The sequence below is a fragment of the Pseudoalteromonas holothuriae genome (genome assembly GCF_945859825.1).
Lineage (GTDB): Bacteria > Pseudomonadota > Gammaproteobacteria > Enterobacterales > Alteromonadaceae > Pseudoalteromonas > Pseudoalteromonas holothuriae.
In genome coordinates this window covers 15,489-37,285 of record NZ_CAMAPC010000010.1, presented here as the reverse complement: position 1 = coordinate 37,285, position 21,797 = coordinate 15,489, and the positions used below count along the sequence as shown (strand labels likewise).

Here is a 21,797-nt window from a genome sequence, read left to right as displayed (position 1 = left end):
ATGTGTTCCTTAATCTATACCACCTTTGAACGGTAGATTATTTGTACAGCTGTTTATTAGCGTGGAGTCAAAAGAATTTTAACCTTTCTGACGCTAATAAACAGCCTTTTCGATGAAAACATTTTAAGCTTTTCAGCTATTTGCTCATCTATTCACAAAATATAGATATAAATAGCCATTCATGGCTATTTAAGAGCACATTTATTCACGTTTTTTTTTCTGGTCGGTCCAGAGCAACGTGCCTATAGCAGGTAATAACAACACAGCACCGAGCATATTTACCAAAAACATAAACGTTAGAAGTATACCCATATCGACTTGAAACTTCAGTGCAGAGAAAATCCAAGTACTAACTCCTATCGCTAATGTAATACCTGTGAACAGCACTGCACTACCTCGCTCAGCAAGCGCATTTCGATAAGCAATTGGTAAAGGTATACCTTGCTTTAACTGTCCCATCATAGACGACAGGATATAAATACCATAATCAACACCAATACCTACTCCAAGTGCAATCACTGGCAATGTAGAAACTGTAAGGCCTATTTCCAATTTTACCATTAAGGCTTGTGCTAAGGTTGATACAATATAAAGTGGTAACACCACAGCAATCGTTGCTTTAACACTTCTAAAACTTACCAAGCACAAAATAATGACTGCACCGTATACATAGATCATCATTGGCAACTGCGCCGCAGATACTGACTCGTTTGTTGCAGCCATTACACCTATCGGGCCTGAAGCTAATTTAAACTGAACAGTGTCGGTATTTTCTTCTTGTGCAAATTGTTTAATACTTGAAACAACGTAATCAATGGTTTCTGCTTTATGATCTTCCATAAAAATGATCACTGGCATAACCGAACAATCGCCATTAAGTAACCCTGTACTGGTTTCAACACGAGAAGTCGCTTGTACTAAAGATGCACTGTTTCGTGGGAGCGTTTGCCATTTCTGGTTACCTTCATTGTAACCAGCATTAACAGCTTGTGCTACAGAGCTCAAAGAGACGGCAGATTGTACACCTGATAGATTTTCAACGCGCCATTGAAAACGACTGATCCTTGCCATTGTTTCATGCTCAGTACAAGCAGCGGGATAAGCTTCAACAATTACTTTCAATATGTCTGATGAAATAGCATAGCGGTCTGAGATTAAGAAAGTATCTTGATTATATCGTGCATCTTGGTGAAGCGAAGGTGCACCTGCATGTAAATCACCAATACGCATACTTTGTGCCTGCCAATAGCCAAACGCAAATAATAACGCCGATACAGCTAAAATTACTCGGGCCCATTTTCTATCTGTAGCACACACCAGCACTTCTCTTACTTGTGTAAACAAAGAATGAGATGTTGTCTTACCGTCATCAACACGCTTAATTTTACTTGAATTAAAGTACGAAGCTAAAATAGGTAGTAACACCAAATTTGTAAATATAATGACCGCCACACCTAAGCTTGCTGTTATGGCCAATTCTCTAATAATACCAATGTCTATGGCTAATAATGTTAAAAAGCCAATCGTGTCTGACAATAATGCAATACCGCCAGGGATCAGCAATGCCTTAAAGCTCGCTTGAGCTGCTACTTTACTAGATACCCCCTCAGCCACTTTTTTACCAATTGAATTGATCATTTGCACGCCATGGCTAACACCAATAGCAAAAACTAAAAACGGCACTAGAATAGACATCGGATCCAAACCAAATCCTAAGCTAGATAACAACCCCATTTGCCACACAACGGCAATAATAGAGCATGCAATTGGTAATAATGTGAGTTTAAAGCTCTTGCAAAATAACCAAACCATGATAAATGTAAATGCAATGGCAACAGCAAAAAATAACACAACGCCTTTTGCACCGTCGGCGATATCTCCTGCCATTTTAGCAAAGCCAATAATATGGATGCTGACCTGTTCAGTACTTAGAGGTTCACGAATTTGAGATTCTAATTTTTTTGCAAAAGCAAGTGTATCTAGCTTCTCTTGGGTCTGTGGGTCAATTTCCATCAACTGTGCACTTACCATAGCGCAGCTATAGTCGCTGGCTATCATTCGACCTACTACATTTGCTTTTTCAATGTTTTGCTTTACAACAGCTAGACCCTGTTCAGTCGCAGCAAAATTAGCTGGGATGATAGGGCCACCAGCAAAACCATCTTCAACTACTTCCACAAAGCGAGCACTTGGCGAAAATATCGAATTCACTAATGGTCTATTTACCCCAGGAATAAAATATAACTGATCATGTACCGCTTTTAGTTGAGCAAAAAAATCCGGATTGAAAATGTCTCCATCTTTATCGCATACCGAGAGCAAAATGCTATTGGCACCCCCGAATTGTTTTTCATGCTTTAGATATAACTGCATGTATTCATGCTGCAACGGAATATTTTTATTAAATGACGCATCAAGTTGAATTTGGGTGGCTTTATATCCCAGTAAACATGTTAACACCGTAAAAAACAGTACCACTGCCATACGGTGTCGAAATACGATGTACTCTAATTTATTTAATACGGCTTGCATTACTTTTTAGCCTCCCAAGTTTTTAGTCCCTTTTCGGTGGCTAAAACTAACTTATTCTTGAACGTGACTGCCGACAATATCGCGTGACCGCTACTAAGTTGTGATGAATCAACTTCACCCTTTTCATAGCCAAATAAGTAGCCACTGTTAGCTAACATATATGTTTTATTTTCAAAGTTAACAAGTGAATTAATGGTAGCTTTGGCAGGCGTTTTAATCTTTCTAAATTCAAGATTGTCGATATTTGCGATAAAAGCGTTACCACGTAAACCGGCAACAATAATCTCTTCATCATCATATGAGGCGACTGAGAAAAATGAGCCAGGGTAAAATTCATCTAATCGTTGCCAACTTTTGCCCATATCTAAACTCTGAGCCACTAAACCCATTTCACCAACCAGAAACAACTGCTGCTGTTGAGTCAATAATCGATTAAAGTGAGGAAGTATAAATTGAGTCTCCTCTTCATATGCTTGAGGATCATCTTCTTTTAATTCGCGTAAATAGTCCTTGTCATCAGGGTGAACAAAATCATCTATAAATCTTTTATGCCAAGTTTTGCCACCATCTTCGGTCTGGTAAAACATGCCATATGCCCCAATGGCAAAACCAACATTAGGGTCAATAAACTCGATATCTAAACAAGGTTTCTGTTGCTGTGGTAAAAACTGCTGAATTTGCCATGTTTGGCCTTTATCACTACTAAATAAAATGCTGCTATCATGGCCACATGCCCAAGATTTATCTGCACTTAATGATGTAACGGCTGTTAACAGTGACTGAACCGGCACCTGTGCTTGCTGCCAATGTTTACCATCATCACTGGTTACTATCGTGCCATGCTTACCTACGGCAATCAGCGTGCCTTCATTATCCACAATATCTGTAAATAAGGTCCTCTCAGGGTGTTGAACTTGTAACGCTGACTCTGGCGCGACTTGCGCACTCACTGAAGTACAAAACAGTACAAGGGCACTCGCAATGGATGTTTTTATCATGCTGAAACTACTCAAATAAACGTGACAGGAGGCGAGAATTCGCCAAATAAACAGAATTGCTAGCGATCAGTTTGACCGCTAACAATAGTTGGTTGAGAACCGTTCTAGCGTTTACCCTCACGGCGCAACGCACTCTGTGTAAATTCATTATCTTGGAAAGACTGACTGAAATCGTACATCTTTTCTTCGTTATCTAGGCCAATTGCTAAATAACGACGAGAGTTCAAGTCATAATATACATCCAAGGTACTCCAATGCGTGGGTACTTCATAATAGTTAAGACCATGTGCCATCGCTACACGATACATTTGATCGCGATTGTCGTATAAATCTGCGATATGAATCTGCCAGCTGTCTTCATCAATGTAAAAAACACGTTTTTTATAGATATGACGCGTGCCTTCTTTTAGGTTTGCTTCCACAACCCATACACGGTGCTTTTCATAGCGAACATGTTCAGGGTTAACATGTCCAGGCTTTAAGATATCCTCATATTTAAGCTTATCGCTGTGAAGCTTATAGCTGTTATATGGAATATATAATTCCTGTTTGCCTTTTAATGTCCACTCATAACGATTCGGTGAACCGTTAAACATATCAAAGTCATCCGTTGTACGTAGACTATCAGAAGCCGTTCCAGGTGCATCATAAGCTATGTTTGGTGCACGACGAACTCGGCGTTGACCAGTGTTATAAGTCCAAGCTTGACGTGGTGTTAAGATTTGATCCATGGTTTCATGAACTAATAATGCGGTTCCTGCCAAACGTGCAGGTTCAGTGACCTTTTGTTTGAACTTAAACAAAACATTTGATTCTTTAAGCTCTTGCGGTGTTGCATCAGTTGCTGAGTACTTTACTAACAACTTTTCATCAAAACCAATTAAGTTATAAGAGCCAGATTCAGTTGGCATAGCTTGCCCACCAAAACGCGCAATAGATAAACCGCGATAACGTAATAAATGGTTCCAAATTGCTTCTAAGCCATCTTTAGGAATAGGAAATGGAATACCAATTGCAGTATTTTTTATCCCGTTACCACCTTCGATCAACTCTGCCGTTGACGCGTACTTTTTAGTTGCATCATAAACAAACTGAGGATAGGCAGCACTGCGACGAGTTGGGTAGATGTTCATTTTGAACGTATCAGGATACGTGTCAAACATCGCAACCTGACCAGGACTTAAATGCTCTTTATATTTATCAATATTTGATTTGTCGATGGTAAATAAAACTTTATCATCAGCAAATGGGTCTGGATGATGCATTCCTGGTTTATAGTCGGCCGGAGGCTGAGTGATACCGCCATCCCAAGCTGGGATAGAACCATCTTTGTTACCAGCCTTTTCAGCGCCAATCGGTGTAAGATCCGCGCCTAAGCGTGCAACTTGATCTGCCGTCATTTTTGCCATTGCGTTGCTCGCTGATAGCAGTGTTATCATTGTCGCGGCAATGAGTGTAGGTTTTCTAAACATACTGAAAGCCCTTAAATTGAATACTTGATATTAAAAGACACAAAATCACGGTCTGCGAATGTATTGGTAGCACCACCACCCCAAAAAGTGTTGTAGCCGACGTCAAATGACCATGCATTTTGATAATTGAAATTCATCGTAACACCCAAAGATTTACGGTCTTCAATAAACAAAAACATAGGATCTGGTGTAATACCATTTACATCATGTGAAAAAACAATCTTTGGTGAAAAGTTTACGCCAGCAAACAGGTTATTAAACTCACCTTTTGCTATTAAGCGATAACCCCAAGCGGAGGACGTTGGGAATGGGTTAACTTCTGGGCCATTAGATACTGCTTGATGGATTAAATCATAGCTTTTTCCTGATATCCCTTCGACAGTGCCACTTCTTCCGGTACCAGATACATTTAAGCGCAGCTGATCGTAAGTTGGCATATCTTTAATCGTTACAGCCCCGACTTCACCAACAAGCGCCCAGCTATCAGCACCAAGTGATGGACCAAACAAATGTGTCGCAGTGAATTGTGCTTGTAAAGTATCTTTTAAAATATAGCCCTGTGCCACTTCACCAGGGTCAACATAAGCAACGGCGTCGCCTTGACTAAGCTGAGAAAAACCAGCGAAGTCATCACGACGACCAGCATAAGCTAACTGCTCAACCATACCTGCGTATAACAACTCAACGTCATCGATTTGCAAAGGCTCGTCTTCACGATAGGTAAATTCACCAGCGAATGCAGTTTCACCAATTGCTGTATTAAAACTTAAACCATATAGTTTAATGTCTTCAGGGTATGCAATTTGACCCTGCGTAAAGGCATTTAGGTTAGTAATGTTATCTTCTGTTATTGTGTTGGCTGAGATATATGCAAGATCTTGCGAAACAGCAGCATTTGTAAAGTTCGATGCTTTACCTGAAATAAGTGGTCTACGAGCATGATAGTTTATGTAATATAGCGCAAATTCAGTGTCATTTAGTTCTGGTGAGTAAATGCCTAAACGTATACCAAATTGACCATTGTCTTTTGGTTCCGTCTTACCTGCATCACCTTTACCTTTAAGTGCCACTTTTGTTGGATAAGCAAGGTACATTTGTGCAAGTAACTGTTGAGCTGATGCACTGGTTGTTACCCCATCTTGCGTTACATCTAACCCTTGAGCAGTTAACCCGCCCAACCAAGTTGCTTGTAAAGTGTTAAGCGAATCGGTTAGGTGATGTAAATCAATATCAGGGTTGGATGTGAAACCTAACTGAACGTTTTGCGAAAAGCCATTCGCTGGGGCGAAGTCGTTTGTTGAGAAATAACTGCCAGACGCTGGTAGGCGTGTTTCATGCCATTCGTACTGATAGAAACCTTCGAGTGTAATGTTGTCGGTGATCCCCAAAGACGCCCACAACATCCCTACGGGAATAAACGCCTCTTTAACTTCCGAACCAGGCGCTTTTAAGCGGTCGATATCTACTGGGTTAACGTTAATGCCGTGAGTGATTAACGTACTTTCACCCCAGTTAACTACCTGCTGACCTAAGCGAACGGAAAGAGGATTTTTACCATCGTTAAGATCAAAGTCTGCCCACACGAACGCATCAAGTAAACGAACATCAGAACAAACTTGCTCTTTTGTCTCGTCAAATGCGCATGGGTCAACTTTTTTACCTGAAACAGGATTGTTATAAGCAAAGTCACCATCTTCCATAGCAAAATCATAAAAATACATAAAACGAGAAAAGAACCCGTAATTATCTTTGCTAATTGCTAAGTCATGTGTGCCTTTAACCAGTTGAGAAAAGGTATCCCCTGAATCAAAGTTTAAATTACCAGCATCACCATTATTTGAGTATGCGCCGGAATTAGCCCACACTTGTGCCGAGCTATAAACTGTATTGCCCGTTAGAGCATTATAGCCAGACCAATCATATCTTGGGTGATTGCTTTTACCTACATATTGAAAATCTCTATCTTCAACGCGAATACTCTGTCCGTAAGAAAAAGTCGAATCAAATGTGATATCAAAATCACCGACTTGGAAACTTGCTGCAAGTAAAGGCGCACTGCCCATAGATAACGCAGCTGCACTAAGACCGAGCATGATTTTGTTTTTCACAAAAAGCGATCTTTTTATCATTATTTCTCCCCCTTATGGCGGGTATTTTCTAATCAAGTTATTGTTTTTTGTTGTCACTACGATAGAAGCGAATTATCAAAATTACAAATATAACGCGCTCAATCGGTACTTTTTTGGCATTTAGGCCGTATTTTCACTCTTGGTAAGACGTCCTACCAGATAATTTATAACACGTAATTTAAGTTTATAACAAACCCATTTAACAAAAATACAATATGACTGAGTTAAAATTCTAAATTAAGCAATTTTTTCAAGCGAAACAAAGCCATTTTGGCCATCTAGACATAAACGGTAGCGCCCTCTTACCCCTAAAGATGAAACAAATCTTCTAATATGCTTAGCAGGAAAGCGGATCCGCTTTCCTGCATCTTCAGTAACCTGAATATATTTGATGTTGCCATGGTAATATTCCATGCACTCATCATAAGTTAAATGTATCGAGAAAAAATACTCCTGCATCATTCACCTAGTTCAAAGCTTTATCAACTTTTTCATATAAGTCACCACTTAAGTCTGTTAACTTCGACAAGCGCTCAAGCTGTTCTTTCATCAATTTCTGCCGCGCTTTATCATATCGTTTCCACGACATAAATGGCGTTAACATTCTAGAAGCATTTTGTGGATTAATCGCGTTAAGTTCAACAAGTAAGTCACCTAATAAACGATACCCCTGGCCATCAAGTCGATGGAACTGCACTGCATTACCACGCGCAAAGCTACCAACCAGTGCTCTAACGCGATTTGGGTTTGACTTATCAAAGCAAGGGTGTTCGTACAAATTTTTGATATTTGCAATAGCCTGATCGGATTTTTGTGTTGCTTGTAAGGCAAACCACTTATCCATCACCAACAAATCATGACGCCACTGAGAATCAAAAACAGCCATGCTAGGTTCCGAACAAGGTAATTGTGCATTAAACACGGCTTTTAGAGCGCCAAGCTTCAATGTCATATTGTCACAGTCCAATTGTGACTGTATCCAAGATAATATCTTTTCATCACAGACCATTGCTAAGTAATACAAACACACATTTTTTAATGCTCTTGCAGATACGGCTTTATGACTCATTTCACCTTTTTCTTCACATGATTCATAGGTTTGTTTCAAAGGATTAGCCAAGCGAGTAGCAATATCTAATTCAAATTGCACAATACACGTATTGAGTGCATCTACAGGTATGCACTCAAACTCACTTGAGAGTGTATCAAAGCTTGGCACCCTTATTAGCTCTGCAAGTAAAGCTAAATCGCCTTGCCGTTTGCATAGCAGGGCATTGAATGTATCTACCAACTCACACGATAGCGATATGGTTCCATGTGCATTATACTGTTTGACCCCTTCGAGGACTTCTAATTTAAAAGCCTGCTGCGTCGCCTCCCAGCGTGCATAATCACTGCTTGCATGCGCAATAATATGAACAAGTTCAGATAGTTTATAATCGTAATTAACAATTACTGGGGCAGAAAAATCTTCTAGTAATACGGCAACTGGTTGCTCTGGTATCTGCTCAAATGTGATACTTTGTTCTGGGTGAGTAACATCGATAATTTTCGAGGTGGTTTTCCCATTAACTTTAAGCGCTAAAGCATGCCCATTTTTATCCAGTAATTCTATCGCGAATGGGATATGCAATGGACTTTGAACCGGGTCATTTTGAGCATTTTTCTGGGTGAAAGTACATGTATACGTCGCACTGATGTCATCAAATTCGGTCGCTACAGTTAGTGTTGGCGTACCAACTTGCTCATACCAAAGTTTAAACTGGCTTAGGTTAGTTTGACTGGCATCCTGCATGGCCGCAACAAAGTCATCACACGTAACAGCTTGTCCGTCATGGCGTTCAAAGTATAATTGCATACCTTTTTGAAAATTCTCTTCGCCAAGCAGCGTATGCATCATGCGGATCACCTCCGCCCCTTTGTTATACACCGTCACTGTATAAAAATTATTCATTTCAATAACTTTATTAGGACGAATCGGATGAGCCATCGGGCCCGCATCTTCAGCAAACTGATGTGTGCGCATAGCCATCACAGCATCTATTCTATTTAGACCTCGAGAGCCTAAGTCACTACTAAACTCTTGGTCACGAAATACCGTTAAACCTTCTTTTAAGGATAGCTGAAACCAATCTCTACAGGTCACTCTGTTACCAGTCCAGTTATGAAAGTATTCATGTCCAACGATAGATTCAATCGTGTGATAATCTCTATCTGTTGCAGTTTGTTGATTGGCTAAAACACAGGCACTATTGAATACATTCAGGCCTTTGTTTTCCATTGCCCCCATGTTGAAAAAATCTACCGCAACAATCATGTAAATGTCTAGGTCATATTCTAACTTAAAGCGTGATTCATCCCATTTCATTGCTCGTTTAAGCGAGGCCATAGCGTGAGGTGCTTTTGCTAAGTTTCCTTTATCAACAAATAAAACCAAATTAACTTTACGACCGGAACAAGTAACAAACATATCTTCAAGTTTGTCAAAATCACCTGCGACTAATGCAAACAAATAACTTGGTTTTTTAAATGGATCATGCCACTTAGCAAAGTGGCGTCCATCGTCCAATTGACCTGACTCAACTTGATTACCATTAGAAAGTAGGCATGGCATTGATTGCTCGCCTATCACCGTGACGGTATAAATGGTAAGAACGTCTGGGCGGTCTAAAAAATAGGTGATTTTTCTAAAACCTTCAGCTTCACATTGTGTACAGTACGCACCACCAGATAGATACAGCCCTTCTAACGAAGTATTGGTTTTTGGCGAGATCTCAGTCTCTATTTCCAACTCAAACTCATTCGGTAAGTTACTAAGCTGTAAGTGCTGCTCTTGGCATTCGAAGTGTTCAAAAGGTTGACCATTTACATTTATAGACAGTAGCGTTAAACCAACACCATCAAGGACCAGTGAAGTTGTTCCACAATTGGCAATATAATGAGCTTTGGCTTTAACCTTCGTTTTGGTAGGGTGTAAATCGAAAGTAAGTTCTAAACGAGTCACCTCATGAGATGGTGCCTGATAGTCTTTTAGATACTTAGCTTGAGGTTTAATTTGCATCGTTTTTCCTCAAAAATGCCCCGAACTAACGGGGCAATATTATTAAACTTGCTGTGGCATATTCTTTGGCTTGATACGTAAGATTTTAATACCTAAGTAAGCATAAATCACTGCCAACACAGGATTAATTAAATTAAAGAATGCATACATCGCATAGTCAAGTGGATTAATTAACAACACACTTTGCATGTATGCACCACAAGTATTCCATGGGATTAAGGGGCTTGTAATGGTACCGCCATCCTCTAGAGTTCGAGATAAGTTAACAGGTTTCAACCCTCTTTTTTCATACTCTTCTTTAAACATCCTACCAGGGACAACGATTGCTATATACTGATCAGCCGCTACAACATTTGTGCCAATACACGTAGCTACCGTTGATGCGATTAATGAACCCGTACTTTTTGCGACTTTCAAAATACTCCGTACAAAAACTTCTAACAAACCGGTCTTTTCCATAATCGCCCCGAACATAAGAGCAGTCATTACCAGCCATGTGGTCGTTAACATATTTGACATGCCACCACCACTGAGTAAATCATCCATTTTGCCATCTCCGGTGGTAATACTAAAGCCTTCATAAAATGTAGCCCATACCAACTTAAAGTAGCCTACTAATTGGCCTTGAGACGCATCTATTTGGCTTTGAATTAAATCACCTTGAAACAGCATTGCCCAAACGGCACCCACTACAGCGCCTATTGAAATTGCAGGGAAAGCAGGCATTTTTTTAAAGGCTAAAATAAGTAAAATGAGTAATGGGGCCAACATCACGGGATTTATATTAAAATTACTCTTTAATATGGTCACAATCTCTTCTATGCGACCGATATCACTACTTACATCAGCGCTAAAGCCCATAAAAGTAAAAATAATTAGTGCAATTACAAAGCTTGGCACTGTTGTCCAAAGCATATGTTGAATATGCTCAAACAAATCACTGCCAGCTACCGCTGGAGCTAAGTTAGTGGTTTCAGACAAAGGGCTTAATTTATCACCAAAATAAGCACCTGAAATAACAGCCCCAGCGGTTACCACTGGGTCTAGGCCTAAGCCTGTGGCCACCCCCAATAGAGCCACACCAATTGTTGCGGCTGTTGTCCATGAACTGCCAATGCTCATAGCCACTATGCCGCAAATCATACAACTGGCAGCATAAAACCAACTTGGGCTGATTATTTGTAAGCCATAGTAGATCAATGTAGGAACCGTGCCTGAGAGCAGCCAAGTACCAATTAGAGCCCCCACCATCAGTAGAATTAAAATAGCACCAAGGGATAGCGTAATGCCTTTTATCATCGCATCCTCAAGTGTTTTCCATGTATAACCATTTTTCAAGCCGACCAATGCCGCAGTAAAAGTAGCAAATAGTAATGCTATTTGGTTTGGTCCTGATGACGAGTTGTCACCATAAAGGTAAACAGCCGCACCGAGCAAACAAACTAAAACGGTAATTGGTATAAACGCATCTAGATATGAGGGTTGTTTAGGTTGTTTCAAACTGAACTCTCCTATGCATGAATATTCATGCTTATTATTATTTTTACGCACAACCCCTGGGGCTATGGTAATGACCTAATCTTGTTATTCGTAAAATTACTGGCGTGGATAATAGCAAATTCGTAGCGCAAGTCGTAACAAAAAAGGCGCCGTAGCGCCTTTTTATATCGATATTGAGCGATTTTTAAACATCATTTTTCGCTAACCGACCAAATGAAATAAGATCTTGAGTTATCAGTGCAGCTTCTTCTAAATATGGGTCTAACTCTGATAAAATATCTGGTAAGTCATCTAAGTTCTCAACTGGTTCCTTACCTAATCGTTTTAAACGCTCGTTATTTCGAGTTAACGAACGAAGCTTTGCTTCATCTCGCTCTTTCAATCTTTGCGCTTCAACCAAAGATATTTTCTTTTCATCTTTTTGTTCTTTGTAGCGGGCAATATCATCATAAACGTATTTAAATTCAGGCTCAACTTTGACACGCGCAATATGCTTAGATTGCAAATACTCAACAACAGGTTTTAAATTATCTAAACTGCTATAACGTGCTCTTTTTATGCTATCCCAAGGGAGCGCATTGTCTTCTTGGCTTTCCCCCCACTCTTCAGGCTCTATTGCTGAAGGTAATAGCACATCTGGGACTACCCCTTTATTTTGTGTACTGCCGCCATTAATACGATAAAACTTAGCAATGGTATAAGTCACACTGCCAAGTGCATTACTAAATAAGTCATAGTTTTTACTTAACCCACGATGCTGTTGAACAGTACCTTTACCGAAGGTTTGTTCGCCAATCACGACTCCACGACCGTAATCTTGAATAGCCGCAGCAAATATCTCAGATGCTGAGGCACTATATCTATCAACAAGAACTGTCATTGGACCATCATAAAATGTAATGCCGTCACGGTCTTTTTGCTCTTCCACACGATTATAAGCTGTATGAATTTGCACCACAGGCCCTTGGTCGATAAATAACCCTGTTAACTGCGTTGCCTCATACAGTGAACCACCACCATTTTGGCGTAAGTCAATAACGATACCATCAACTTTTTGTTCTTTCAGTTTGGTGATTTCAACTTTTACGTCTTTGGACAAGTTATTGTAAAAGCTTGGTATTTCAATTACACCAATTTTACTCGTTAGGTCTGAGTACTTAGCTTCAAATACTTCCGATTTTGCAGCTCTATCTTCTAAGCGAATTTTGTCTCGCACAATTTCAACTACTTTTGGTGTGCCGTGGGTGTCTGACCCTTTCAAATATTGCAACCTAACTTTAGTCCCTTTCGGTCCTTTAATTAAATCCACAACATCATCTAGACGCCAACCAATTACATCTACAAACTCTTCACCATCTTGTGCTACACCAACAATTCGATCTTCAGGCTTAATTTTATCGGATTTATCTGCAGGTCCACCAGGAACTAATGAGCGAATGGTAGTATAATCTTCGTCATAACCTAAGACAGCCCCAATACCTTCAAGCTCAAGGTCCATATCCATTTTAAACTGTTCAGCTCTGCGGGGAGATAAATAAGAGGTGTGAGCTTCAACACTGCGCGCAAATGCATTCATCACAATTTGAAATGCATCTTCGCTATTAGTTTGTACCAACCGCTTCAACGCATTGTTGTAACGCTTAGCCAATATTTCTTTTATTTCTTTCCACTCTTTACCCGTTAGTTTCAAACGTAACGCATCAGATTTAACTCGCTGACGCCAATGTTCATCTAACTCTGCTTGACTTGTCGCAAACTGGGTATCTTCTCGGTCATAGTGAAAATTGTCGGGCTTATCGAATACCATTTCATTTTCAAGCAATGAAAGTGCATATTGGAAACGCTCAAATCGACGTTTCATACTTAAATTGAATAGCTCGTAAGCAAATTCTAACTTACCACTTTTCAATGCATCATCAAATTGCTTTTGAAATTTTTCAAACTGTTTGATGTCGCTTTGCAAAAAAACCGAACGGTTAAAATCAAGTGAGTCGATATAACGGTTAAAGATCTCTTGTGACAAAGCGTCATCAAAACTAAATCGTTTATAATGTTGGCGAGTAAATAGGTTGGTCACTCTTTTGCTTGCCGTTGTATGTTGGGCTTCTGGCGCAAGCACCGGAATATCCTTCTCTGTAACCGTATTTGATGAAGCATATGCTGCTCCAGATAATAACGCGGCGATAACATGAATGAGTGTCAACTTTTTACTCATACGCAAACTCCTTAAACGATGTATAGGCTATCAACTTTAGTTTTTACTTGCATACCAGTTACTAATTCAACATGCACTTCTTCTTTGTTGACTTCTGTAATAGTAGCATTTACAAGTGCTTGGCCTAACTTAACTTTTACTTTGTTATTAACCTTGACCTCGTTAGCAGGTAATGGTTCAACTTTTCCTGGATTACGCTTAGCTTGCTGAGGCGCTGGCTTCTTATTAACTCTAGCGTTTTTATCGCCTTGACGAGGATGAGGCGCACCTTTCTTTTTGTAAGATTTTGTTTCACCGTCCTGACGAGGACGCTGTGGCTTCTTACGTTTAGCCATTTTAGCTCGGCTTTCTTCAAGCGCCTTTTGTGCGTGCTCAATATGCTCTTGTTCAACTTTTTCGGCATCATTGCCATCTAAGTCAATCCTAAATTCATTTTTTGTCACGGCTTCGAGATAACGCCAATTAGAAGTGTATTTGCGCAATGCTTGACGAACCTGCGTCTTACTTACTTTCTCTGAGCCTTCAATACGCTCTGCGATATCTTTAAAAATACCGACCTTTAATGGCTTAATACCATCTTTTTGTTTAAAACACTGAGGAAACTCTGAATATAAAAAATCCAGAACCTCATTAATATCTTTTAGCTTGTTTGTGGTTTCCATGTTTGAACCTATTTATGACTTCTGTTCATCTAATGATGATTGGATATAGTGTATTACCCAGTCTGTTAACTCTTCAAATTCAGCTTCTAGTAAAGCTAAATCACCACGAAGATGTTCCCAAATACCGTTGATTAAATTATCGATGATTTCACACTCGAGATCATCTGGTAACTGCTGCCAAGCGAAATGAATAAGCTCATTTAAAGTTTCGGCAACATGTTCTTCTTCACCTTCCCAATCACCTACATCGGCAATTGAGAACAAGTAATCTTGTACGTTTAATAAGTCTTTCACGATAGTGTCAACTCAAAGCTTTTCACTAATTTTTCAAGACCGTTTTTGTCCGACTCATCAAATCGAGATAAACTCGGACTATCGATATCTAAAACAGCAAATACTTCACCGTTTTTAAATACAGGGATCACTATTTCTGAGTTTGACGCGGCGTCACACGCAATATGCCCATCAAAGGCATGCACATCCTCTACTAACTGGGTCTTTTTAGAGTATGCAGCGCTGCCACAAACACCTCTACCCATAGGAATACGGATACAAGCTGGGTTGCCCTGAAAAGGACCTAACACCAACTCTTGTGGACTATCAACAAAATAAAAGCCCGCCCAGTTTATGTCTTCTAAAGACGTAAACAACAACGCGCTTAAGTTTGCCATATTGGCAATCACATTGCTTTCACCACTAATTAACGCTTGAGCTTGCTTTGTGAGTGACTGATAAAAATCTTGCTTTTGCATCTACTAAATCACGTTACAACATACAAAAGTCTAAGGTACTCTTTCAAAGAATTAATTGAAACCTTTTCTGGCGAAAAAGTATTAAATATCCGTAAATATAGTGCTACTTGGCTAAATATAGAGCAGCTTACAGCTGCTAACTTATGCGAAACGTCTTAGCCCATATAAAAACAAGCCTGCTGCTAAAGTTGCCATTATCGTATTGATAAGCAGTGCACCGCCCTCTTTAGCTGAGAAAACATAGCTAAATACTGCGCCTCCCAACATACCTAGCATGAGTATCATATCGAAGCGTACCTTACTATTTTTATGTAAAAACCAATACCCTGGCACCACAAACACGGCCATCGACAAACCCACTATGTAGGCATTAGAAATTGCAATCGCGACCATACTGATAAATACATTTATGCCTGCACCAGCATTTGTGACAGTAAAGTACAGACCTAATACACACCCAACAAATACAGGAGAAAGCAGGGATAACAAGACACACTTAGCGATTTTTAGTTTCATAGCAGCTGTAAACTCAAGTAAATAAACCACCAATTAGATTGCAACATATTAATATATTAACTAGTGGACTTTGGTCTACAATCAGCAAAATTTAAGCAAAAAAAAACCGCTGATATGTTCAGCGGTTTGCTATTCAAAGAATAGTGGCGGAGAGATAGGGATTTGAACCCTAGAAGGGCTACAAACCCTTGCCGGTTTTCAAGACCGGTGCTTTCGACCACTCAGCCATCTCTCCAAATTTGTAATACACACCATAATAATGCTGCATAAATAATTAGTGGCGGAGAGATAGGGATTTGAACCCTAGAAGGGCTACAAACCCTTGCCGGTTTTCAAGACCGGTGCTTTCGACCACTCAGCCATCTCTCCGCAGCGGAGCGAATATTAGAGAATCCAATCGATAATGTGAAGCTTTTTTTGCAAAAAAAAGTTCAAGTGTTCAAAAAACCTCACATTTGCTCAAATGTAAAGCAACTTTTGACATCTAAGGGAACTTTTGCCAATTTCACGACTCTATTTGATCGACAATGTTTGCCGAACCATATAACTCTTGGTAATCTTAACTCAGTTTAATTATTGGAACATTTGCTCACTAAGGAGTTTAACCATGGCGTTCAATCACTCGTACGATACTGCTCAACCGGCAATGTCGACCATTGAAACTAACAAAGTATTAAAGAATACATACTTTCTTTTGGCAATGACATTGGCATTCAGTGCCATCACTGCCGGAATTTCAATGACAATGGCATTACCACGCTTTACTGGCATAATATGCTCACTCGTTGGTCTGGGTTTAATTTTTGTAATTCACAAAAAAGCAAATTCATCTTCTGCGGTTGGCTTAGTTTTCTTATTTACAGGTATTATGGGCTTTGGCTTAGGACCTCTACTTAACCATTATGCAGCTATGCCAAATGGTGGCATGTTAATCATGCAAGCTTTGGGTTCAACTGCTTTAATTTTCTTTGGTTTATCTGCATATGCACTAACTACTAAAAAAGACTTCTCTTTCATGGGTGGCTTTTTAACGGTTGGTTTAATCGTTGTGGTTATAGCAAGCTTAGTAAACCTATTTATTGGAAGTAGTATCGCTTTTATGGCACTTAATGCTGCTGTTGTACTAATAATGTCAGGCTTCATCCTTTATGATACAAGCCGTATCATCAACGGTGGTGAGACCAATTATGTGTTAGCAACGGTTGGCTTGTACCTTAGCATTTATAATTTATTTACTTCATTACTTGCTCTTTTAGGCGCAAATGATGACTAACCAGTCATATCTGGTAAACTAAGCCCCATTATGGGGCTTTTTTTATGGTCATTTTTTGAGTAAATTTGTTTTATCTTTACATAGCGATATTGCAGATCATAACTGCTTACAGCAACTATCTCGCTTTGCGCATAGCGCAATACAAGGCGGTCACCAAATTGACTGTATTTTTCTATACCAAGATGCCGTCAATCACGCATCCCAGTATTTACAACTTTCTTCTGACGAACTAAATGTTCAGGCTACATGGCAAGCACTCGCTGACTTAGATATTACTTTGTTATTATGTGTTACAGCCGCTGAAAAACGCGCAATAGATGTTAAAAATACAGGGCTATTCAAAGTGGCTGGATTGGCTGAATTTGCTATGTTAAGCGCCAAAGCCGATAAATGGGTGCAATTCAAATGAAAAATGTATTAGTTATCAGTACAACCAGCCCATTTGATAGACAAAAAATACGCGATGCATTAGACACCGCATTAATATATGCAGCAATAGATCAAAACATATCATGGCTGTTATTAGATAGCGCGGTGCTGGCTTTAAAAAAGCCTCAATCAGCAAGCCATATTGGGCTAAAAGACTATTTTAAAGCCATCAAAACACTAGAGATATATGATATTGAACAAGTGTATGTTTGCGCAGACGCCATGGAGAAATATCAACTAGACGAGCAGCAATTAAATATTGCAGTAATTGCGCTTAATAAACAGCAACAGCAGCAACTTTTACAGCAGCAAAACTTTGTGGTGAACTTATGACTCTTGAAACTGTACACTTACTCGCTAAGCCTGCTGCTTACTATCAAAACTTAAACTTAGAGCATCTTATAACCAATGAAGATGTAATTGTGCTTATTGGGGATGCTTGTTACGACCACCAACGCTATAGCGAATTGCCGGGTCAACATTTTATGCTAACAAACTGCGCTGTCGCGAGAGGCATCATTCCTAAAAATAAGATTAACTTAATCAGTGATATCAAATGGGTAGAACTTATTGATAACGCAAAAAAATCAATAAGTTGGTAATAAATGATAGAATTTAACAATCAAACAATCGATACAGATAGTCAAGGCTATTTACTTGACCACACGAAATGGCACAAAGAACTCGCACCCATTATTGCAGAGCAAGAAGGCATAACTCTAAGTGAAGCTCATTGGGAAGTAGTCAATTTTGTTCGCGATTTTTACGAAGAATATAATACCAGCCCAGCAATACGCATGTTAGTAAAAGCAATGGCCAAAAAGCTTGGTGAAGATAAAGGAAACAGTATGTATTTATATAAACTATTTCCAAAAGGCCCGGCAAAACAAGCAACTAAAATTGCTGGCTTACCCAAGCCTGCAAGATGTATTTAGTCTCTTAGGCACCCCAAATGTCGTTCACACAGTTTTTCATTCTGGTCCGCTAGAATTACTATCCATGTGAACGATACAGAGCTACTAAGCTTGTTTTTCGTAGCTGGCAATAATCACCGTATTACGTACTGATGCTTCAAAATACTGACTCTTAATACTTTGATAGTCATTATCTTCAAAAAAATTATTGGCTGATAGCTGAGTTGGGAAGTTAATTGTGAAAACACGATTTATTGGTTCACTTACTTGTGAGAGTAACACCTCTGACACCATAAAATCATACCCAAAAGCCCCTTCAAAGGTGGCTAAAATAGGCTTCATGGCCGCTCTATATTGCGCATAAATTTCATTATCTGAAACCTCCAAACCTACTAACATTTCATACATAGTTCTAGCTCCTTCACTTTATGAACATGGGTGTTGATATTTTTCTTCGATATCAAACATTAACAAAACTGGAAGTTATGAACCAAGGTCATGCCTTTTTCACGAACTTTGCAGTCACCATCATTTCACCTACCCCATCTACTTTGCAATCTAGTTCATGATCTTTTTTATCTAAAACTCGCCTTACTAGGGCCTTGGTGCCAATTTTAATCACTTGTGAACTGCCTTTAATTTTGAGATCTTTTACAATGGTCACTTTGTCACCGTCAGACAATAAGGTTCCATTTGCGTCTTTGACGCGCAGCAACTGCTCTTCTTTAATTTCTGATGGGTCCCATTCATGTGCACACTCTGGGCATACGAGGTTATTTTGATCTTGATATACATATTCAGACTGACATTTTGGGCAAGGAGGGAATAACATAAGCTACTATACTCATTTTAAAGTTTGAATCACCACCAGCATTTGCGCCAGTCGCTTTGCAGCACTAAAATACTTAGGCTGACCAGTATATCATTTAGCGACAGGGTTTTTATATTTGTGTCGTGTATTTTAAAAGAAAAAGTCAATAAAAAGCGCCCTTAAGGCGCTGCTAGTTTCACAAAATAATTAAACAAGTTAATAATACTCGTCGCCTTCAACCCGTCGTACTTTGTATCTATCAATTAAGTCGTCCATTTCCATAGCAGCTTCTGCAATACTAGATGCAGAAACGGCTATTTGTTCAGTTCCAGCAACATTTTCAGTCGCTTTTTGAAAAATATCCGTAATATTTTTGCTCACTTCTTCAATTGCGTCGCTTTGCTGTTGTGTACTTATAGAAACAGATTCGGTAACAGACTCTACTTTTTTCGCTTGCTCTACAATTTTGCTGAGTGCCAGCTTTATCTCTTCAGCCCTGCTCGCGCCCTGTATGGCATTTTCTTTTCCTTGCGTTATCACTTGAGAAGCATGCTTTGAGCTTGATTGCAATTCAGATACTAATGCTGAAATTTCTTCCGTCGACTTTTGTGTTCTACTTGCAAGGCTTCTTACTTCGTCAGCCACTACTGCAAAACCACGCCCTTGTTCACCTGCCCTTGCCGCTTCAATCGCTGCATTCAAGGCTAATAAGTTAGTTTGTTCAGCAATACTTTGGATCATATCAACCATGCTAGAAATGCTACCAACACGTTCATTGAGTTCATCAACTGTGTGTGCAGACTTTGCCATATCTTCAGATGCTTGTTGAATTACACTCACCGCGTCCGACACAACCTCTTGCCCGGCAACAGATTCCAGTGCTACCATTTTCGCATACTCTGAATTTTCGCTCATTGATAAAGCAATACCTTGTACATTCGCACTCATTTGCTCTGCCGCCGATGCAATAGTCTGAATACCCGTTTGTTGTTCTACTAAGTTCACTTGACTTTGACTAATCGCAACGGCTGTTTCATGAGTCGACGTTGCTATTTTCTTAGATACTTTCCTAAAAATAACTAAATCATCTTCTACTTCACTTGTTAATTGATTTATACGCTGAGCTGACTCGCCAAGCTCGTCTAAACTCATTACTTCTATGTGGTGGGTCATATCTTTGTCAGTAATTGCAATAGAGATCCCCTGTGCAATTGCTTGGGATTGACGATGTCGCACTTGAATAGATAAAAACAGCGCTAAAGTAATAAGCACACCAACCATTAAAATAATGCTTTCAATTATCAGTAAATTTACAGAGTATTGTTTGATGCCCGATGCCGTTTTTATCACGATAGCCAGCGCTTGTTCTTCTGCCTCTTTAAATGCATCTATTCGCCTTGTTGCTGCATCAAACCATTGCTCCGAATCTACTCCAAAATCTGAATCAATTGCTGAAGCTTTTTGTCGAAAATTTTTGACTACTTGCGCGTCACGAGATTCAGATGCAGCTTCAAACATATTTGCCATTTTTTCAGGTGCTGCAGCAATGGCCTCTTCTATATATACATGTTGCTTAGTTGAAAGCTCTATAAACTTACTTTTGAGCTCCTTACTAAATCTATCTTTAGCAAATACATTAGACAACACAGCTCGTTCAATACCAGCCGACTCCTTAGCGTATGCAAAGTTATATACAGCTACTAACTCAGTAGCGATAACTTGCTCTTTGCTGGAACGAGCAGCTGTCATTACTAAATCTAACCCTGCAACGTTAATGGCTGTATACACCGCTAATGCATCTGCTAAGGGCAGTGATAGATTGCTCACACCTCGACGAGTCGCTTCTACACGGTCAATTTTTGACAAAAAAACATTTAATTTTTGTTGCATCGGATCCGATATATCTGAAAAGCGCTCTAATTCCTGATTGATCCTAGATACAATTTGGTCAGTTTCATTTCTTTGCCTAGACAATTGAGTACCAAAACGCTGACCTTCAGAGCCAATATACCCCGCAGACCGACCTCTCTCTTTTTGTGATTCATGTACTACATCCAGCACGTACTTACTAAGCAATGCATTACTTCGAGCCTCACTCGCGTCATACATCCTATTAGCCGACATCGTAACATCAAACACAACGATACCTGTTAGTAATACGCAAGGTAACAGTACAACGCCAGTTAGGTTTTTAGAAACAAACCTAGATATTGAATGCCACATAAAACTCACTCTAAAATTTAACATACTAAAATATAGTACGTTTATGATTAGCTTATAGTTTAATTTTAATGCTTTTTTAAAAGAGCACTTATATTATTATAAGTAAATATCTATAATTTCAATCATGTAGCGTTCGCTGCCATTAAGTAAACTCAGTATGTTGTGGCACTTGATTACTAGGAGTAAATCAACTACGCAACCGATAAGAAAAGAAACAAAGAAGAAACAGACAATACCAATTTTATTAAAACATTGGTCATTCATTTAATGCATTGGTGTACGAACAATTATTAGCTACTGATAGCAAACT

20 protein-coding genes and 2 tRNA genes are annotated in these 21,797 nt (G+C 39.4%); 5 read left to right on the top strand and 17 right to left on the bottom strand.

The genetic code is table 11. From position 1 onward, the window contains the following. Positions 1-201: 201 nt before the first annotated feature. The 14 genes from OCI93_RS13110 to OCI93_RS13045 all read right to left on the bottom strand — a co-directional run bounded on the left by OCI93_RS13110 (position 202) and on the right by OCI93_RS13045 (position 16,206). Positions 202-2,532, bottom strand: a complete 2,331-nt coding sequence (locus tag OCI93_RS13110; protein WP_261593468.1) for an efflux RND transporter permease subunit — start codon at positions 2,530-2,532, stop codon at positions 202-204. Continuing rightward, a complete protein-coding gene (locus OCI93_RS13105; RefSeq protein WP_315942712.1) occupies positions 2,532-3,530 on the bottom strand; it encodes a YCF48-related protein in 999 nt (332 codons plus the stop codon). The genes OCI93_RS13110 and OCI93_RS13105 overlap by 1 nt, the downstream gene beginning before the upstream one ends. Before the next feature lie 104 nt (positions 3,531-3,634). Then, positions 3,635-5,002: a DUF1329 domain-containing protein gene (locus OCI93_RS13100; protein WP_261593467.1), complete on the bottom strand. Its 1,368-nt coding sequence runs from the start codon at positions 5,000-5,002 to the stop codon at positions 3,635-3,637. Between the two features lie 11 nt (positions 5,003-5,013). Continuing rightward, positions 5,014-7,131, bottom strand: coding sequence for a DUF1302 domain-containing protein (locus tag OCI93_RS13095; RefSeq protein WP_261626576.1), 2,118 nt, complete (start codon positions 7,129-7,131; stop codon positions 5,014-5,016). 237 nt (positions 7,132-7,368) lie between these two features. After that, positions 7,369-7,590, bottom strand: coding sequence for a DUF2835 domain-containing protein (locus OCI93_RS13090; protein ID WP_261593465.1), 222 nt, complete (start codon positions 7,588-7,590; stop codon positions 7,369-7,371). A gap of 7 nt (positions 7,591-7,597) precedes the next feature. Beyond that, on the bottom strand, positions 7,598-10,192 hold the full coding sequence (gene pepN, locus OCI93_RS13085) for an aminopeptidase N (RefSeq protein WP_261626575.1): 2,595 nt from the start codon (positions 10,190-10,192) through the stop codon (positions 7,598-7,600). Positions 10,193-10,234: 42 nt separating this feature from the next. Next, entirely contained in the window at positions 10,235-11,692 is a 1,458-nt protein-coding gene (gene nhaC / locus OCI93_RS13080; RefSeq protein WP_261593463.1) for a Na+/H+ antiporter NhaC, read from the bottom strand. 184 nt (positions 11,693-11,876) lie between these two features. Further along, complete coding sequence (gene prc / locus OCI93_RS13075) at positions 11,877-13,907, bottom strand: carboxy terminal-processing peptidase (protein ID WP_261593461.1); 2,031 nt, start codon at positions 13,905-13,907, stop codon at positions 11,877-11,879. 11 nt (positions 13,908-13,918) lie between these two features. Then, positions 13,919-14,569, bottom strand: coding sequence for an RNA chaperone ProQ (proQ, locus tag OCI93_RS13070; RefSeq protein ID WP_261593460.1), 651 nt, complete (start codon positions 14,567-14,569; stop codon positions 13,919-13,921). A 12-nt stretch (positions 14,570-14,581) separates the two neighbouring features. After that, positions 14,582-14,863, bottom strand: coding sequence for a hypothetical protein (locus OCI93_RS13065; protein WP_261593458.1), 282 nt, complete (start codon positions 14,861-14,863; stop codon positions 14,582-14,584). Continuing rightward, complete coding sequence (locus OCI93_RS13060) at positions 14,860-15,321, bottom strand: GAF domain-containing protein (protein WP_261626574.1); 462 nt, start codon at positions 15,319-15,321, stop codon at positions 14,860-14,862. Before OCI93_RS13060 ends, OCI93_RS13065 begins: the two co-directional genes overlap by 4 nt. Before the next feature lie 141 nt (positions 15,322-15,462). Next, complete coding sequence (locus tag OCI93_RS13055) at positions 15,463-15,837, bottom strand: hypothetical protein (RefSeq protein WP_261626573.1); 375 nt, start codon at positions 15,835-15,837, stop codon at positions 15,463-15,465. Between the two features lie 144 nt (positions 15,838-15,981). Further along, positions 15,982-16,072: transfer RNA gene (locus OCI93_RS13050), tRNA-Ser, on the bottom strand. A 43-nt stretch (positions 16,073-16,115) separates the two neighbouring features. Further along, positions 16,116-16,206, bottom strand: a tRNA-Ser gene (locus OCI93_RS13045). A gap of 238 nt (positions 16,207-16,444) precedes the next feature. Here OCI93_RS13045 and OCI93_RS13040 point away from each other — a divergent pair. The 5 genes from OCI93_RS13040 to OCI93_RS13020 are packed head-to-tail and all read left to right on the top strand — an operon-like array spanning position 16,445 to position 18,474. Continuing rightward, positions 16,445-17,110, top strand: a complete 666-nt coding sequence (locus OCI93_RS13040; RefSeq protein WP_261593455.1) for a Bax inhibitor-1/YccA family protein — start codon at positions 16,445-16,447, stop codon at positions 17,108-17,110. Between the two features lie 55 nt (positions 17,111-17,165). Further along, the gene (gene tusD / locus OCI93_RS13035; protein ID WP_261593454.1) at positions 17,166-17,519 is read left to right on the top strand and encodes a sulfurtransferase complex subunit TusD; all 354 of its coding nucleotides are present in this window, start codon (positions 17,166-17,168) and stop codon (positions 17,517-17,519) included. Beyond that, the gene (gene tusC / locus OCI93_RS13030; protein WP_261593452.1) at positions 17,516-17,872 is read left to right on the top strand and encodes a sulfurtransferase complex subunit TusC; all 357 of its coding nucleotides are present in this window, start codon (positions 17,516-17,518) and stop codon (positions 17,870-17,872) included. The genes tusD and tusC overlap by 4 nt, the downstream gene beginning before the upstream one ends. Next, the gene (locus tag OCI93_RS13025) at positions 17,869-18,141 is read left to right on the top strand and encodes a hypothetical protein (protein ID WP_261593451.1); all 273 of its coding nucleotides are present in this window, start codon (positions 17,869-17,871) and stop codon (positions 18,139-18,141) included. The genes tusC and OCI93_RS13025 overlap by 4 nt, the downstream gene beginning before the upstream one ends. Positions 18,142-18,144: 3 nt before the next feature. Next, entirely contained in the window at positions 18,145-18,474 is a 330-nt protein-coding gene (locus OCI93_RS13020; RefSeq protein ID WP_261626572.1) for a TusE/DsrC/DsvC family sulfur relay protein, read from the top strand. 84 nt (positions 18,475-18,558) lie between these two features. Here OCI93_RS13020 and OCI93_RS13015 read toward each other — a convergent pair whose 3' ends face one another. The 3 genes from OCI93_RS13015 to OCI93_RS13005 form a co-directional block, all read right to left on the bottom strand. After that, a complete protein-coding gene (locus OCI93_RS13015) occupies positions 18,559-18,861 on the bottom strand; it encodes a DUF1330 domain-containing protein (protein ID WP_261593449.1) in 303 nt (100 codons plus the stop codon). An 88-nt stretch (positions 18,862-18,949) separates the two neighbouring features. Then, the gene (locus tag OCI93_RS13010) at positions 18,950-19,285 is read right to left on the bottom strand and encodes a zinc ribbon domain-containing protein YjdM (protein ID WP_261593448.1); all 336 of its coding nucleotides are present in this window, start codon (positions 19,283-19,285) and stop codon (positions 18,950-18,952) included. 195 nt (positions 19,286-19,480) lie between these two features. Then, the gene (locus OCI93_RS13005; protein WP_261626571.1) at positions 19,481-21,487 is read right to left on the bottom strand and encodes a methyl-accepting chemotaxis protein; all 2,007 of its coding nucleotides are present in this window, start codon (positions 21,485-21,487) and stop codon (positions 19,481-19,483) included. Positions 21,488-21,797 lie beyond the last annotated feature (310 nt).

Coding starts and splice junctions, on each gene's coding strand:
- OCI93_RS13060 (WP_261626574.1), bottom strand. CDS start 15,321: ATGCAAAAGCAAGATTTTTATCAGTCACTCACAAAGCAAGCTCAAGCG.
- OCI93_RS13010 (WP_261593448.1), bottom strand. CDS start 19,285: ATGTTATTCCCTCCTTGCCCAAAATGTCAGTCTGAATATGTATATCAA.
- OCI93_RS13025 (WP_261593451.1), top strand. CDS start 17,869: ATGACTCTTGAAACTGTACACTTACTCGCTAAGCCTGCTGCTTACTAT.
- tusC (WP_261593452.1), top strand. CDS start 17,516: ATGAAAAATGTATTAGTTATCAGTACAACCAGCCCATTTGATAGACAA.
- pepN (WP_261626575.1), bottom strand. CDS start 10,192: ATGCAAATTAAACCTCAAGCTAAGTATCTAAAAGACTATCAGGCACCA.
- OCI93_RS13015 (WP_261593449.1), bottom strand. CDS start 18,861: ATGTATGAAATGTTAGTAGGTTTGGAGGTTTCAGATAATGAAATTTAT.
- proQ (WP_261593460.1), bottom strand. CDS start 14,569: ATGGAAACCACAAACAAGCTAAAAGATATTAATGAGGTTCTGGATTTT.
- prc (WP_261593461.1), bottom strand. CDS start 13,907: ATGAGTAAAAAGTTGACACTCATTCATGTTATCGCCGCGTTATTATCT.
- OCI93_RS13005 (WP_261626571.1), bottom strand. CDS start 21,487: ATGTGGCATTCAATATCTAGGTTTGTTTCTAAAAACCTAACTGGCGTT.
- OCI93_RS13095 (WP_261626576.1), bottom strand. CDS start 7,131: ATGATAAAAAGATCGCTTTTTGTGAAAAACAAAATCATGCTCGGTCTT.
- OCI93_RS13090 (WP_261593465.1), bottom strand. CDS start 7,590: ATGCAGGAGTATTTTTTCTCGATACATTTAACTTATGATGAGTGCATG.
- OCI93_RS13110 (WP_261593468.1), bottom strand. CDS start 2,532: ATGCAAGCCGTATTAAATAAATTAGAGTACATCGTATTTCGACACCGT.
- OCI93_RS13100 (WP_261593467.1), bottom strand. CDS start 5,002: ATGTTTAGAAAACCTACACTCATTGCCGCGACAATGATAACACTGCTA.
- OCI93_RS13040 (WP_261593455.1), top strand. CDS start 16,445: ATGGCGTTCAATCACTCGTACGATACTGCTCAACCGGCAATGTCGACC.
- OCI93_RS13055 (WP_261626573.1), bottom strand. CDS start 15,837: ATGAAACTAAAAATCGCTAAGTGTGTCTTGTTATCCCTGCTTTCTCCT.
- OCI93_RS13105 (WP_315942712.1), bottom strand. CDS start 3,530: ATGATAAAAACATCCATTGCGAGTGCCCTTGTACTGTTTTGTACTTCA.
- OCI93_RS13020 (WP_261626572.1), top strand. CDS start 18,145: ATGATAGAATTTAACAATCAAACAATCGATACAGATAGTCAAGGCTAT.